The following is a 14,550-nucleotide window of genomic DNA, read 5'->3' as shown; positions in this document are numbered from 1 at the left end:
TAGTCATCCCACCGCACGACCACATCGGCCGCCCGAACGAAAAGAAGGGCCCCGCCCGGCGAACCGGACGGGGCCCTCGAAGGCGTAGAGACTTAGCCCTGGCGCTTGGCGCGCGAGGCGGCGCGGCCGCGCTCGGTCGCGTCGAGAATCACCTTGCGGATACGGATGTTCTCGGGCGTGACCTCGACACACTCGTCGTCGCCGGCGAACTCGAGGGACTCCTCGAGGGTCAGCTGGCGCGGGGGCGTGAGGCGCTCGAGCTCGTCACCGGTCGCCGACCGGATGTTGTTGAGCTTCTTTTCCTTGGTGATGTTGATGTCCATGTCCTCGCCGCGCGAGTTCTCGCCGACGACCATGCCCTCGTACGTCTCCTCGGTGGGCTTGACAAAGAAGGTGCCGCGGTCCTGAAGCGTGAGGAGCGCGTTGGTCGTCACGGCGCCCTGACGGTCCGCGACGAGCGAGCCGTTGGTGCGGTACTCGATGAGGCCGGCCCACGGGGCGTAGCCGTGCGAGATCGACGAGGCGATGCCGGTGCCGCGAGTATCCGTGAGGAAGGTCGAGCGGAAGCCGATGAGACCACGCGCGGGGACGATGAACTCCATACGCACCCAGCCGGTGCCGTGGTTCGACATCGACTCCATGCGTCCCTTGCGGCTCGCCATGAGCTGCGTGACGGCGCCGAGGTGCTCCTCGGGCACGTCGATGGTCATGTGCTCCATCGGCTCGTGCTTCTTGCCGTCGATCTCCTTGGTGACGACGACGGGCTTGCCGACGGTGAGCTCGAAGCCCTCGCGGCGCATCTGCTCGACGAGGATTGCCAGTGCCAACTCGCCGCGGCCCTGCACCTCCCACGCGTCGGGGCGGTCCGTGGGCAGGACGCGCAGCGACACGTTGCCGATGAGCTCCTTGTCGAGGCGGTCCTTGACCTGGCGCGCCGTGACCTTCGCACCCTTGACGCGTCCGGCCAGCGGCGAGGTGTTGATACCGATGGTCATCGAGATGGCCGGGTCGTCGACCGTGATGCGCGGCAGGGGGCGCGGGTCGTTGATGTCAGTCAGCGTCTCGCCGATGGTGATCTCTTCGATGCCGGCCACGGCGACGATGTCACCGGGGCGCGCCACCTCGGCGGGCACGCGCTCGAGGCCCTTCGTCTCGAGCAGCTCGGTGATCTTCACCGAGGAGATGGAGCCGTCGGCGCGGGCCCACGCGACCTGCTGGCCCTTGCGCAGCTCACCGTTGAAGATGCGTAGCAGCGCGAGGCGGCCGAGGAACGGCGACGCGTCGAGGTTGGTGACGTGCGCCTGCAGCGGGTGGCCCTCCTCGAACGAGGGGCCGGGGATGCGCTGCATGATGGTCTGGAACAGCGGCTCGAGGTTCTCGGAGTCGGGCAGGTCGCCGTCGGCGGGCTGGTTCAGCGACGCACGGCCGGCCTTGGCCGACGCGTACACCACAGGCACCTCGAGCAGCGAGTCGACGTCCAGGTCGGGGACCTCGTCGGACAGGTCGGACGCGAGGCCCAGCAGGAGGTCGTGGGTCTCCTCGACGACCTCGCTGATGCGAGCGTCGGGACGGTCGACCTTGTTGACGACGATGATCACGGGCAGCTTGGCCGCGAGCGCCTTGCGCAGCACGAAGCGGGTCTGGGGCAGCGGACCCTCGGAGGCGTCGACGAGGAGCACGACGCCGTCGACCATCGACAGGCCGCGCTCGACCTCGCCACCGAAGTCGGCGTGGCCCGGGGTGTCGATCACGTTGATGGTGACGCCGCCCTCGGTCGCCGCCTCACCCGTGTAACGGATGGCGGTGTTCTTCGCGAGGATGGTGATGCCCTTCTCGCGCTCGAGGTCGCCGGAGTCCATGGCGCGCTCCTCGACGTGGGCGTGGTCGCCATAGGCGCCGCCCTGGACGAGCATGCCGTCCACGAGGGTGGTCTTTCCGTGGTCGACGTGGGCGACGATCGCGACGTTGCGCAGGTCGGAGCGCACAGGCATAGCAGAGTCTCGTTTCGTTGAGGGAGAAGGCGGTCCCGAACGGGACGGACGGGGCCATTGTATAGGGCGCGCGTACGGGCGGCCGATGCTGCGGCGGGCCGGGCGGCCCGCGTGCGTGGGACCATGGTCGCCATGCAGATCTATCGCAGCCGGTCGTCGCAGGTATGGGGATGGTTGTGCGTCGGACTCGGCGCGCTCATTCTCCTCATTCAGCTGATCGGCTCGGGGCTGGAGCAGATTCACGTCGCGTTGGGCATCGCCGTCGCCTTCGCCGCCGCGGGTTACGCGGCGTTCCTCCGCCCCAGCGTGGCCGTGGGAGAGGACCACGTGGAGCTGCGCAACGTCACCCAGACGGTGGTCGCGCCGTTCTCTCGACTCGCGGGCCTCGAGGCGCACTGGTCCCTCGAGTTGGTCGGCGACGACGACAAGAAGGCGGGCGCGTTCGCCGCGCCGTCGCGCACGGGCCGCGACCGGGTCCGCCCCGCGGAGGACGGCAAGTCGGCCGAGGTTGCGGGGCTCATCACCGCCGCGTGGGATGCCTACCGCGCCTCGGCGGACACGGCGGTCGAGCCGACCGCGGCATCGGCCCTCGGACATCCCCCTGCCCCGGCCTTCTCGCGCCGCGTCGACTGGGTGGGCGTGGGCGCCGTCGCGGCGGCCGTCGCGGGGCTGGCGCTGGCCTTCCTCGCGTAAGGACGCACTGATAGCCTCCTCCCAGCGTGTCGCTGAGGACACGCGACAGAGATTTCTGAGGGGGAATCCATGCGAATCCACGCCGTGGCGCGCGTGCGCGCCATTCGACCGACCATCGCCGCCGTTGTGCTTGCCATGACGGCGGGAATCGTGGCGGCAGCACCGGCACACGCCGGCGGCCGGTTCAGCGACGTCCCGTCGTCACACCAGTTCAGTTCCGAGATCACCTGGCTCGCGAATCGCGGCGTCACGACCGGCTATGCCGATGGCACGTTTAGGCCTCGAGCATCGGTGACCCGCGAGGCCTTCGCGGCCTTCCTTTTCCGTCTCGAGGGTTCGCCGAAGGTGACGCTCCCCACACGATCCCCCTTCGTGGACGTCAAGACGAGCGATCAGTTCTACCGAGAGATCGTGTGGCTCGCCAAGAGCGGGATCTCCACGGGATGGTCAGACGGCACCTTCCGCCCCAAGGACGCCATTTCCCGCGAGGCGATGGCCGCCTTCCTCTACCGTGCGGCAGATGCAGATCATTGGTCGAGCTACGACGAGCTCTTCACGGACGTCGACTGGTACGACAAGTTCTACGACGAGATTGATTGGCTCGCCCAGGAGGGCATCACGACCGGGTTCAACACCGGCTACGGGTGCCGCGAGTTCCGCCCCAAGGACCCGATCACGCGCGAAGCGATGGCGGCATTCTTGTACCGCTACGAAACGGGCAACGGGACGCCGTTGTACTGGACGAGCTGCAATCCACCCGCGCCCACCACCAGCGAGCCGTCGATGCCCGCCGACAAGGACTGCGCCGACTTCGCGACGCACGCTGAGGCGCAGGCCTGGTATCGGAAGTACTACCCGTACTACGGCGACTTCGCCCGGCTCGATGCCGACAATGACGGCTTGGCCTGTGAGACCCGGCCGTAACGTCTAGGACGCATCGAGCAGAGGCTGGCATCGTCCGCGGATGCCAGCCTCGCGGCACTTCACGCCTCACTATGCCTCAATGCCGGCGTGAGCCTCGAGGAATTCGTGGAGCTCACGGTCGTCCACGCCCGGGTAGGTGCCGTGAGGCAGCGGCGCAAACAGGTGCGTACGCACGCGGGGGCTTGCCCAGCCCTTGCCCTCCCAACGTTCGGCAAGACCGTCCTGGGGACGCCGGCAACACGTCGCATCGGGGCACGTCGACGCCTCGCGCAGCTGGGTCTCGCGGCCACGGAACCACTTGGACTCGCCGTACGGGACGCCCAACGTAATGGAGAAGTCGTCTGGCGTGCCGGTGCCGGTTTGGGTGGACTCGAAGAACGTTCCCGCCGGGGTGTCGGTGTACTGGTAGTGCTCGGTGGTGCGCGTGCGCCGCGCGAAGGCTCGTCGCGCACTCCAGAAGCGACACACCACCTCACCCTCCGTCGAGCCCGTCGCGTCAAGCGGCAACGGCAGGCCGTCGTTCTCGTACGCACCCGTCACCGTGCCGTCGCCGTTGACGCGGAGGTAGTGCAGCGTGAGGCCCAGGTGTTCGGTCGCGAGGTTAGTGAAGCGCAGCGCCGCGGCCTCATGCGTCACACCGAACGCGTCACGCAGATCCTCGATCGCGATGCTGCGCTCGCGCTTGGCCGCGCTGAGGAAGGCGACCGAGGCCTCGCGCGGCATCAGGCAGGCGGCTGCAAAATAGCTCGCCTCGAGTCGCTGCCGCAGGAAGTCGGCGTAGTCGGCGGGAGGCCGATGCTCGAGCACCTTATGCGCAATGGCTTGCAGTGCGAGGGATCGCAGGCCGTGGCCGCCGGGGATCGACGCTGGCGGGATGTAGATGCGCCCGCGCTCCATATCGACGACGCATCGGGCCGAATGCGGCAGGTCGTCGGTGTGCACAATCGTGAGGCCCACACGGTCGGCCATCTCGGCGACGGTCCGGTGGGTCAGGGCACCTCCCGTGTGGCCCACCTGGTCGGTCGCTGCCTGGGCGAGCAGCTCAAGTTCGGGCAGGTAGTTGTTCACCTGGCGCATCTCGAGGCGCTGCTGGGTGTTGGCGCGGCGGGCCTCCTCCGGCGTCGCGATCGACTGCCGGGCGCGCCTCTCAAGTTCGCGGTGCAGGCCCACGAGCGTGCGTAGCGTCTCTTCGCTCATCGTCTTGCCCGCCCGAAGTTGAGGAAGGCCTAGTTCGAGATAGGTGGGGGAGGCCTGCGCGCGCTCCAATTCGATCTCCAAGGCGGCTCTCGCCGTGGGCGGCGCCGGATCGAGCAGCGTCGCAGAGGTCACGCCAAGCGCGGCGGCGATGGATTCGAGCAGCGACAGGCGCGGCTCGCGGCGGCCGTTCTCAATGAGCGACAGGTGGCTGGGCGCGGTGCCGGTCGCGTCACTGAGTTGATCGAGGGTCAGGCCCGCGGCAGTACGAAAGTGCCGGACACGGCGCCCGAGGGTGGAGAGATCAGCCATGACTTGACAGTACGAGAAGAAGCGCCAAACTTCACGCCAAAATCACCCACCAATGCCCCTGCAGATGCGCTTACGGTGAAATCGCCGGACCACTTCTCAGGAGGAAGACCATGACCGTGATGGACACCGACGTCGTCACCACCGCACCCGCATCGGCCACCCCGTCCGTCGTCGCGTGGGTCGAGTCCATGGCCCGCCAGCTCCAACCGACCGAGGTGGTGTGGTGCGATGGGTCCGCCTCCGAGCGCCGTCGCCTCATCTCGACGATGCTCGCGGCAGGCACTCTCACCGAACTCAACCCTCAGAAGCGCCCCGGCTCCTACCTCGCGCGTTCCCACCCGGACGACGTGGCACGCGTGGAGTCACGCACCTTCATCTGCTCCGAGTCCGAGGCCGACGCGGGCCCCACCAACAACTGGGTCGCCCCCGCTCAAATGCGGGCCACGCTCGAGCCCCTCTTCGCCGGCGCGATGCGTGGGCGCACCATGTACGTGGTCCCCTTCTCCATGGGGCCCCTGGGCAGCCCGCTCGCCCGCCTGGGCGTGCAGGTCACCGACTCGCCCTACGTTGTCGCCTCCATGGGCACCATGACGCGCATGGGTGCGGATGCACTCGCGCAGATCGGGCCCGACACCGCATGGGTGCCCGCCGTGCACAGCGTGGGCGCCCCTCTCGCCCCTGGCGAGGCGGACGTCGCGTGGCCGCGCAACGACACCAAGTACATCGTCCACTACCCCGAGACACGCGAAATCTGGTCCTATGGCTCCGCCTACGGCGGCAACGCCATCCTCGCGAAGAAGGCCTTCGCTCTGCGCATCGCCTCGGCGATCGGGCGCGACGAGGGCTGGATCGCCGCGCATATGCTGCTCCTCAAGGTCACCAACCCCCGCGGCAAGGCGTTCCACGTCGCGGCAGCCTTCCCCAGTGCCTGTGGCAAGACCAACTTTGCGATGCTGCAGCCCTCCATCCCTGGCTGGACGGTCGAGACGATCGGCGACGACATCGCGTGGCTCGCCCCCGGCCCGGATGGTCGCCTGCGCGCCATCAACCCGGAGGCCGGCTTCTTCGGCGTCGCGCCGGGCACAGGCGTCAACACGAACCCCGTGGCCATCGACATGCTGGGCGAGGACACGATCTTCACCAACGTCGCGCTCACCGACGACGGCGACGTGTGGTGGGAGGGCCTCACGCCCGACGTCCCGGAGCACCTCGTCGACTGGCGCGGCAATGACTGGACGCCCGACTCCCCCACGACCGCGGCTCACCCGAATTCTCGCTTCACGGTGTCCGCGGCCCAGTGCCCCACCATCGCCGACACGTGGGACGACCCCGCGGGTGTCCCCGTCGACGCGATCATCTTCGGAGGACGTCGCGCCACCAACGTGCCGCTTGTGGCCCAGGCGCGTTCCTGGGAGCACGGCGTCTACCTCGGCGCCACGCTCGCCTCGGAGCGCACGGCAGCGGCCGAGGGCGCCGTAGGAGAACTGCGCCGCGACCCGTTCGCCATGCTTCCCTTCTGCGGTACCGACATGGCCGACCACTGGCAGCACTGGCTCGATGTGGGCGAGCGGTTGGGCGACGCGGCACCGGCCATCTTCCAGGTGAACTGGTTCCGCAAGGGCGCCGACGGCAGCTTCCTGTGGCCCGGGTTCTCTCAGAACGCGCGGGTGCTCGCGTGGATCATCGATCGAGTAGAGGGCCGCGCCCACGCCATCGACAGCATTCAGGGCCTGGTGCCCGTCGACGGCGCGATCAACTTCGCCGCGGCAGGCGTCTCCCGCGACCAGTGGGGCGCGCTGTTCGCAACCGACCCTGCCGCGCTGACCGCCGAGGCCGACGACACCGACGCGTTCCTTGCCCGCTTTGGTGCCAAGGTGCCCGCTGCCGTGGCGGCCCAGCACGCCGAGACTCGCCGGCGCATCGGCTAAAACGTCCCCGGCGGCCGGGCCTACGTGTGGATTCCGCCGGCCGCCGGGGCACACTCTCCTCCCCCAACCCGTCCACCCCGCGACGCTGGCACACTGACGCCATGACGATCCTCCACGTGACCCGCCGCACCGACTGGGAGGCCGGCCTCGCTGCGGGCACCTATGAGATCTCCGGGCGCGACCTCACGCTCGCGGACGAGGGATTCATCCACTGCTCCTATCCCCACCAGTGCGCGGAGACCGCAGCACGGATCTGGCCCGACCACCCCGATGACCTCGTGGTGCTCGTCATCGATGACGACGCGGTGCGAGCCGACGGGGTGCGCGTCGTGGACGAGGGCGCGAGCGAGCTGTTCCCCCACATGTACGGCCCCGTGCGACCGGCGTGGGTCACCGATGTGCGCCCCGCGCGCTGGGAGGACGACACCTTCGTCTGGTGACGCCCTCCCCATCGCGCCCTACGCGCACGCCCCCAGCGCTGCCCACGGGCCCCAGACGCTTTCGCCCGGCACCTGCGAGCGCGACCACCACTGCGCCTCGTAGTTGACTCCCTCGAAGGAGACCGTCGAGCCTCGGTGATAGACCGTGGAGGCCTCCCACACCGCGGAGCACTGTGCCACCTCGGGAGCGGCATCGGCCGGGCCAATCTCGACCCATGGGCCCCACGCGGAGGCGCCGGGCTCGGAGCCGCGGTTCCACCAGCGCGCCTCGTAGATCGTGCCGTCGTGCTGCACGCGGTCGCCGCGGGTGTACACGGTCGACGGGTACCACGAGTCCGGTCCAGGCTCGGGCGACGTCACCTCGGGCAGCAGGTCGATCACCGTCGGGCTGGAGTTGGCGACCAGGCGCGCGCCCGTGTCAGCCGGGGCAAGCGCCGTGAGTTCGTAGAGCCCGTGCATCTCGACGGAGCCGTCCGGCGCGATCTCGGGAGTGACGCTCGACGCATCGGTCGTGACGAACCAGTCGGCGGTGACGCCGTCACCGTCGAAGTGGTTGGACGGGTCGGTCAGGAGCGACGTGTCGGCCTGATCGAGGGCCACGACGTCCGCCGAGGGGTTCGACCACGAGATCACTCCCGCCGCCCGATAGTCGGTAGCCGCCGCATTGGTCTCGAGGCGGATGCCGCGATCGTTGTCGACCGAGGTCACGTTCTCGAGGCGCACGTCGGGGCCGGAGTTGGACGTCACGCCCGTGGCGAGATTGCCGTAGCTCACCGAGTTGCGCAGCAGGTGGTCGCCAGGCATCGACTCGCCGCCGAGCTTGAAGCCGTTGCCCTCACCCGTACGAGTGGGGTCCTCGCTGAGCCAACCGTTGTTGTAGGCGACGGAGTCCTCCACCACCACGGTGCCGATGGGGCCCGTCGTCGACTTGGCGTAGAGATCCCAGCCGTCGTCGATGTTGTGGTGCGCGATGTTCGAGCGGAAGACGTTGCCCTCCCCCACCGTGAGCTTGGCCGCGAAGCCGTCGGCGTCATTGCCGCCCGGGTCCGCATTGTGGTGCGCCTCAGACGACACCACGAGGTTGTGGGAGGGCCACATGGCAGGCGGCTCGGCCGACAGGCCCGAGATCTGAATGCCCGTGTCCTGATTGTGGCGGGATTCCACCCTTTCCACGATGTTGTGGTGGCCCTGCACGAGCATCGGCTTGGCCTTATCGCCCGAGCCGGTGATCTCGAGGTTGTACACGTGCCACCAGTCAGCCCTGAGATTGATGCCGCCCGTCGCGGAGCCGCTCAGGTCGAGCACGGCCCGCGATCCGGGCTCCGACATCAGCACGATGGGAGCGTCCTCGGTGCCGTCGTGGCCGCGGTCGGCCACGATCGCACGGTCCGGTGTATACGTGCCGTCCATCAGCACAATCTGCTGTCCCGCCTGTGCGAATGCCACCGCGGTGTGGATGTCCACGGGGCGCTGCCGGGTGCCGTCGCCGTCCGAGGTGGCGTCGGGCGCCACCCAGATCGACTGGCCGGGCTCACCGAACGAGTCGACGGTAATGGTGACGGGCACGTCGACGGGGTCGGTGGACTCCAGTGCCTCGTACTCGCCCAGCTGCGGCTGGTCCGGTCCGGGGATGGCGCGAGCCGTAAAACGGTTGACGCCCGGTTCGAGTGACACTGCTCCTCGCGCCTGGCGGCCGGGCTCGAGCACCAGTCCATCCACGACGACCGCTCCGGAGGCGTCGAGGATCTGGCCGGTGCCGTAGAAGTCCGCGACCAGCGGGATGTCGAGCGAACGGGCCGGGGTGGTGTCGGTGACGTCCACACTGAGGGAGGTCGGCACCTGCTCGATGGGACGCTCCTGGGCCGGATCGTCGTCATCGGGGTGGACGGTAGTGAACTCCCAGTCAGTCACGGTGACCACGATCTTGCGCGCCACCGCGAGCCCCACGTAGAAGCGCTCCGCGTCCTGCACCAGCAGCATGTCGGGGTCGTACTCGATGACCTCGTGTACCGCGCCGCCGTCGCCGCTGCGGTCCCACATCGCATGGAATCCGGTGTTGGAGCGGCGCAGTGAGAACGTGTAGGTGTCGCCGGTGTCAAAGCGCGGCGCTGTTCCGGCCTCCTCCCGATAGCTGGAGTCGAAGACCTCGGAGCCGCTCTGGTCTCGCGTGCCCGCCGTGTTGTCGTTCGTGGCGCCGGTGTACCCCGTCACGAACCTGGCACCGGGCATACCGTTGACAACCTCGGCGGTGCCTTCCCCGTAGCGGGTCACCACGGCACCGGCGGAGTTGAAGTAGCGGTCGGGGGACGAGCCCGCCACCAGCGAGTCGACGGCGATCACACCGAAGCCCGACTGGCTGTCCTTGGTCGAGGCGTCGTCCACGCGGAACGTCGCGGTGAGCGTGAAGTTCTCGGTCGACGGGTCGACCTCCGTATAGAAGTATTGGAAGCCGTCTTCGGACGAGGCGAGTTTGGTCGAGCTCGCCTTCGCGTCGAACAAGATGGAGCCGTCCTCATTCTCGGTGATGGCGCCGCCCGAGCCCGCGTTGGACCCGATATCGGCGGCCTGCCACCTTTCGACGGCCGATGCCACACTCACTTCGGTCGCCGGGCCCACTTGGGCGTCGTCACCGCGGTGAGCGACCACGCGTATCTGCACGGTCGCCCCCGGCGTGAGGCCGGGGACGTCGGCCGAGGTGCCGGCGACGCCGTCGACGGCGGCCGTAAAGCCCGCACCCTCGTCGACCTCGACCGTGTACGTCTCGGCCTCGGCCACGGCACCCCACTCGACGGTGACGGTCGCGGCGCCGGCGCTGACGGCACTGGTCAGCGCACCGGTGATGTCGGGGGCCGCCAGCGGCAGCACGAAGGCCGGGGCCTCGACCTGCGGGGACGTCAGCGCGGTGGCCTCGCCGGCGCGGGTGAGGGACACCTGCACGGTGTAGGCACCGGACGCCGGCGGCGTGACCCGGAGCGTGCCGTCTGCACCTGCGGTCGCCGTCAGGTCCCGGTCGACCACGGTGCCGGAGTCATCAGTCAAGGCGACGCGGGCAAGGTCGGCGCCGTCGGTTCCGATGAGGCCGGTGTAGTTCACGAGCAGGTCGTGGGGCGAGGCGGGGTCGACGGCGATGGCGTCCACGGTGGGCGCGGCGACATCGGACCACGCCGCGCGGGCGACCGGGTCGTCGAGCCCGATCTGTGCGTAGTAGAGGTTCACACCCGAGGACGGCGAGGCGATCCAGTACGTGCCAGCCGCCGGCACCTCGAGCACCTCCGTGGCGATGGGCGCGCCGTCGTCATCGGCGAGCGCGGGCACACTGTCGAGGGGCGTCCACGAGCTGTCGAAGAGCGCCAGTGCCCGGTCGCTCGAGCCCGATCCGCTGCGCGCGTGCACCACGACCTGCGTGGGTCCGTCGACAGTGAACGACAGCGAGCGCTGCGCCGCGTCACCGGAGCCGTTGAGCTTGATCCGTTGGGTGTAGACATCGCCGCGGTCCGACACGCGGCTGCTGCCGTCGACCGTCACGCCCTTGGAGGAGGTCGAGTGGACGGTGAAGTCGCCGACGACGACGTCGGCCGTGTAGGCGCCGGGAGCCATATCGTTGGCGTTGACGGCGCCGGCGGGGCCCACGGCCGCGGCGGGAACGGCCACCACCGCGGTCAGGACCATCGCCGCGAGCGCGGCGAAAGGTGCACGGGTGCGGGCGGCTGTGGTGCTCATGAATCTCCTCATTGAGATCGTTGACGCTGCCACGCCCTCGTCATTGAAGGCGCTCGGTAACCGGTTTCTCACACGGTAAGCGCATTCCATGTGCGGTGTCAACCGCAATCCATCGCACGCCGGTAGCCTTGCCGCATGTCGACCCCCTCCCCTTACGCCGACGACCTTGCGCTCGCCCTCGCCATCGCCGACGAGGTCGACGCGCTCACCATGGCCCATGCGGATCCCGCGTCACTCACGGTCGAGATCAAGGCAGACGAGACGCCGGTGACCGCCATCGACCGCGCGGCCGAGCGCATCGTTCGCACGCGAGTCGAGGACGCCCGCCCTGACGACGCGATTCTGGGCGAGGAATTCGGCGCGAGTGGCGACAGCCCGCGTCAATGGGTGGTCGACCCCATCGACGGCACCAAGAACTTCATCCGCGGGGTGCCCGCGTGGGCCACGCTGATTGCCCTCCTCGTCGACGGCGAGCCCGTGGTCGGCGTGGTGAGTGCCCCCGCGCTCGGGCGCCGCTGGTTTGCCGCGGTGGGGGGCGGAGCCTGGCGCGGCCAGACGCCGGCCGATGCCGTAGCACTCTCGGTCTCCCGCACGGCCGACTTGAGCGAGGCGAGCGTGTCGTATTCCTCGCTCACGGGCTGGGAGGAGCGCGGCCGCCTCGAGGCGTTCCTCGAGCTGTCGCGCACCGTGTGGCGCACCCGCGCCTTCGGGGACTTCTGGTCATACATGCTCGTGGCCGAGGGTGCCGTCGATGCGGCCTTCGAGCCCGAACTCGCCCTCCACGACATGGCCGCACTCGTGCCGATCGTCACCGAGGCCGGCGGGCGCTTCACCTCGCTCGACGGGGCGCCCGGCCCGCACGGAGGCGACGCCGTCGCCTCCAATGGCGTGCTCCACGACGCGATCGTGGACGCCCTGCGGCCCTAGGGCACAGCGGGCCCGGGGACCGCCCCGAGCTCCCCCGGCCCCCACCACAGGAGGTCGCGCGATTCGAGCCGCTCGCGTCCATCCTCGCCCGCGCGCGCTGCACGGACGTCGGGCGCCGCATCCGGCTCGTCGATGAAGACGCAGGCGATCTGCCCGACGCCCACCCGGCCAGACACGGCTACCGCAGCGGGGTGCTCGCCCACCATCTCCGTGACATCCGCGCGCGCGTAGTCGGCTACGACCACCACGCGCAGGGGCGACTCATACTCAACGACCGAGGCCATGGCGGCCGTGTCGCGCACCTGCTCCGCGATCTCCTCCTCATCGTCGAGCGAGGAGATCTCGAGCATCCGGTGCGTGAGCGCGAAGCCACGCTCGGGGGCAAACAGGCCCACCGCGATCTGCTCGAGATCCGCGAAGGTGGCCGGCACATACACGCGCATGAGTTCAGTGTGACAGCGCGTGTCGGTCGAGGGTCGATGGCCGCGCCGCCTCGACCAACGTCGCTGGCGTGAGGGCTGCGGCAAGGGCGGCGATGGACCGGCGCAGAGCCGACCGCGGCGCGCGTTCGGCGAGAGCGCGACCGGCGAGCGTCGCGGCATCGGCCGCCCGGGGATCCCACGGCAACGTCCACACGGATTCGATGCCCGCATACCGTACGAGGGCATCGGCGACCGCCTCCTCGGGCCTGCTCCCGGCGACGTCGGCCCTCACCCTGTTGACGACCACCACGGGTTCGCGCACGCCCACGTCCGCGAGGTCGGCCAGCCCGTGGATGAGGCGCTGAATGCCCAGCGGCTCGGCCGTGCCCACGGCGACCACGGCATCGGCCGCGTTCAAAGCCGACAGCGTCGCGCCGTGGCGCTGAGGCGCTCGCGTGTCGTATGTCAGTTCCTCGTCGCGTTCGAGCCCGAAGCCCGCGTCGATCACGACAAACTCCGCCGCCTCGCGAGCCCCCTGCCAGACCTCGTCGAGCGCCACGCCGGGGACCTCGAGCCAGCGGTGCGGGCGCGAGATGCCCGTGATCACGCGCCACCGCTCGCTCACCCGGATGGCGGCGGCGTCGACGTCGGCGCCGCGCACCGTCCCACGCTGGGCAATGCGTGCGAGACCCGCGAGTCCGGGCGCCTCGTCCAGGAGTCCGCAGGCCTGGGCGACGGCGCCGCCGTACGTGTCGGCATCGATTAGCAGCGCCTCGCGCCCGGCGTGCGCGGCCTCAGCGGCGAGGTTGAGTGCCACCGTAGTGCGCCCTGGCGCGCCCGTGGGGCCCCACACGGCCACGACCATGCCTCGATGACCGACGGCGTCGTGCTCGGTGGCCGTCGGCACGGGTCCCCGAGAGCCGGCGGAATCGCCGCCCACCGCATCGGCGACAGCCTGCGCGATGGCCTCGTCCGTCGCATGGGGTGCGAGCACCGCGGCGATACCCAGCCGCGCCAGCTGCTCGCCGGTCTCGCGCGTGCGAGGCCACGCCACGACCGCGACACCCTGCGCTCGCACGTCGGCGATGACCTCGCGAGTCAGCCGCGCATGGTCCGAGACCAGCATGACGGCGCCGACACCGGCGCGCGCGGCGGCGACCGCTTCGACGAGGTCGGCGCACCGCCTCACGACTTCAAGATCGCGCCTCGCCGTGCACGCCTCCACGATGCCCGACTCGCGGGGGCCGGCGACCGCGACGATGACGGAGATGCGGGTCACGGCGTTCCCCCTAACCCCAGCACGGCCAGGTCGCCTCCGGACGCGACGGCTTGCAAAAAGGCAGGCACCTCGTCCTGCGGCACCGCAACGTAGACGACCTGATCGGCATCGACCGCAAAGGCACCCTCGGCCTCGGTGACCGCGGTGACGACGAGCCCCTCGCCCAGCAGCACCGTCGTCGCCACGCCCGCGTTGTCCACCGTCGTGAGCCAGACGTCGACCACCGCACCGGGCCCGATGCCCGCGTCGAGGGGCATGGAGGTGGCGACTGCGACGGGCCTGACGGTCACGTCACCGGCGTCGGCGAGCACGGCGGCCGGCACGAGTTCCCCCTGGCCAACCGTGCGGGTCACGACCTGACCGACGGGCGGGTCGGCTTGTGCAGCGACGTACTCCGCTGACGACACTCTGACGTAGGAGACGACGAGGTCGTCCTCCGCGATGACGTCGCCGGGCGCGAGGGTCTGTCGCGCCGCGTAATACGGCTCGGTCGCATCCGCCGAGCGCACGAGCACCGCGACGGCGACCACCGACAGCGCGATCAGTGCGATGCCGATGAGCAGCCGAGGGTCGCGCCACGTCGGTCGTTTGAGCCGACCGGCAATGGGTCCCGCATCGTTCATGGCTCGCCCCCCGATGGATGTCGCCCGATGCCGCTCAAGAATGCCCGCTCACGCCAGCGACGGCAACACCTGTGGACAACGCCGGCGCTCGTGAGGC

At 69.7% G+C, this 14,550-nt stretch carries 11 protein-coding genes; 5 read left to right on the top strand and 6 right to left on the bottom strand.

What is annotated here, in order from left to right:
• Positions 1 to 92 precede the first annotated feature (92 nt).
• On the bottom strand, positions 93 to 1,991 hold the full coding sequence (typA, locus tag B7K24_RS06425) for a translational GTPase TypA (protein WP_084129364.1): 1,899 nt from the start codon (positions 1,989 to 1,991) through the stop codon (positions 93 to 95).
• A 132-nt stretch (positions 1,992 to 2,123) separates the two neighbouring features.
• Between typA and B7K24_RS06420 the strand changes: the two genes are divergently transcribed.
• Together B7K24_RS06420 and B7K24_RS06415 are read left to right on the top strand one after the other, a co-directional pair.
• Positions 2,124 to 2,684: a PH domain-containing protein gene (locus tag B7K24_RS06420; RefSeq protein WP_159449171.1), complete on the top strand. Its 561-nt coding sequence runs from the start codon at positions 2,124 to 2,126 to the stop codon at positions 2,682 to 2,684.
• A gap of 69 nt (positions 2,685 to 2,753) precedes the next feature.
• Positions 2,754 to 3,608, top strand: a complete 855-nt coding sequence (locus B7K24_RS06415) for an S-layer homology domain-containing protein (RefSeq protein WP_084129362.1) — start codon at positions 2,754 to 2,756, stop codon at positions 3,606 to 3,608.
• Between the two features lie 69 nt (positions 3,609 to 3,677).
• Here the strand turns inward: B7K24_RS06415 and B7K24_RS06410 are convergent, their stop codons facing one another.
• Positions 3,678 to 5,114: a helix-turn-helix domain-containing protein gene (locus B7K24_RS06410; RefSeq protein ID WP_084129361.1), complete on the bottom strand. Its 1,437-nt coding sequence runs from the start codon at positions 5,112 to 5,114 to the stop codon at positions 3,678 to 3,680.
• A 110-nt stretch (positions 5,115 to 5,224) separates the two neighbouring features.
• Between B7K24_RS06410 and B7K24_RS06405 the strand changes: the two genes are divergently transcribed.
• Together B7K24_RS06405 and B7K24_RS06400 are read left to right on the top strand one after the other, a co-directional pair.
• Entirely contained in the window at positions 5,225 to 7,042 is a 1,818-nt protein-coding gene (locus B7K24_RS06405; protein WP_084129360.1) for a phosphoenolpyruvate carboxykinase (GTP), read from the top strand.
• A gap of 101 nt (positions 7,043 to 7,143) precedes the next feature.
• On the top strand, positions 7,144 to 7,482 hold the full coding sequence (locus B7K24_RS06400) for a DUF952 domain-containing protein (RefSeq protein WP_084129359.1): 339 nt from the start codon (positions 7,144 to 7,146) through the stop codon (positions 7,480 to 7,482).
• A gap of 18 nt (positions 7,483 to 7,500) precedes the next feature.
• Here the strand turns inward: B7K24_RS06400 and B7K24_RS06395 are convergent, their stop codons facing one another.
• On the bottom strand, positions 7,501 to 11,202 hold the full coding sequence (locus B7K24_RS06395; RefSeq protein ID WP_144268179.1) for a carbohydrate-binding protein: 3,702 nt from the start codon (positions 11,200 to 11,202) through the stop codon (positions 7,501 to 7,503).
• 135 nt (positions 11,203 to 11,337) lie between these two features.
• On the opposite strand from B7K24_RS06395, the gene hisN reads away from it, so the two are divergent.
• Positions 11,338 to 12,129 (top strand): histidinol-phosphatase, encoded by a 792-nt coding sequence (gene hisN, locus B7K24_RS06390; protein WP_084129501.1) that lies wholly within the window; start codon positions 11,338 to 11,340, stop codon positions 12,127 to 12,129.
• Here the strand turns inward: hisN and B7K24_RS06385 are convergent.
• Genes B7K24_RS06385 through B7K24_RS06375 form a run of 3 tightly spaced genes read right to left on the bottom strand, consistent with a single transcriptional unit; the run spans position 12,126 to position 14,453 of the window.
• Complete coding sequence (locus B7K24_RS06385; RefSeq protein WP_084129357.1) at positions 12,126 to 12,572, bottom strand: hypothetical protein; 447 nt, start codon at positions 12,570 to 12,572, stop codon at positions 12,126 to 12,128. The genes hisN and B7K24_RS06385 overlap by 4 nt on opposite strands.
• 4 nt (positions 12,573 to 12,576) lie before the next feature.
• A complete protein-coding gene (locus B7K24_RS06380; RefSeq protein WP_084129356.1) occupies positions 12,577 to 13,830 on the bottom strand; it encodes a hypothetical protein in 1,254 nt (417 codons plus the stop codon).
• A complete protein-coding gene (locus B7K24_RS06375; protein WP_084129355.1) occupies positions 13,827 to 14,453 on the bottom strand; it encodes an SAF domain-containing protein in 627 nt (208 codons plus the stop codon). Before B7K24_RS06375 ends, B7K24_RS06380 begins: the two co-directional genes overlap by 4 nt.
• Positions 14,454 to 14,550 lie beyond the last annotated feature (97 nt).

Source organism: Demequina sp. NBRC 110055 (assembly GCF_002090135.1).
In the GTDB taxonomy this organism is placed as follows: domain Bacteria; phylum Actinomycetota; class Actinomycetes; order Actinomycetales; family Demequinaceae; genus Demequina.
The sequence above is the reverse complement of the archived record's forward strand: the minus strand, read 5'-3'. Positions and strand labels throughout refer to the sequence as shown.

Coding starts and splice junctions, on each gene's coding strand:
- B7K24_RS06410 (WP_084129361.1), bottom strand. CDS start 5,114: ATGGCTGATCTCTCCACCCTCGGGCGCCGTGTCCGGCACTTTCGTACT.
- B7K24_RS06385 (WP_084129357.1), bottom strand. CDS start 12,572: ATGCGCGTGTATGTGCCGGCCACCTTCGCGGATCTCGAGCAGATCGCG.
- B7K24_RS06415 (WP_084129362.1), top strand. CDS start 2,754: ATGCGAATCCACGCCGTGGCGCGCGTGCGCGCCATTCGACCGACCATC.
- B7K24_RS06375 (WP_084129355.1), bottom strand. CDS start 14,453: ATGAACGATGCGGGACCCATTGCCGGTCGGCTCAAACGACCGACGTGG.
- B7K24_RS06420 (WP_159449171.1), top strand. CDS start 2,124: ATGCAGATCTATCGCAGCCGGTCGTCGCAGGTATGGGGATGGTTGTGC.
- B7K24_RS06405 (WP_084129360.1), top strand. CDS start 5,225: ATGACCGTGATGGACACCGACGTCGTCACCACCGCACCCGCATCGGCC.
- B7K24_RS06400 (WP_084129359.1), top strand. CDS start 7,144: ATGACGATCCTCCACGTGACCCGCCGCACCGACTGGGAGGCCGGCCTC.
- B7K24_RS06395 (WP_144268179.1), bottom strand. CDS start 11,202: ATGAGCACCACAGCCGCCCGCACCCGTGCACCTTTCGCCGCGCTCGCG.
- typA (WP_084129364.1), bottom strand. CDS start 1,991: ATGCCTGTGCGCTCCGACCTGCGCAACGTCGCGATCGTCGCCCACGTC.
- hisN (WP_084129501.1), top strand. CDS start 11,338: ATGTCGACCCCCTCCCCTTACGCCGACGACCTTGCGCTCGCCCTCGCC.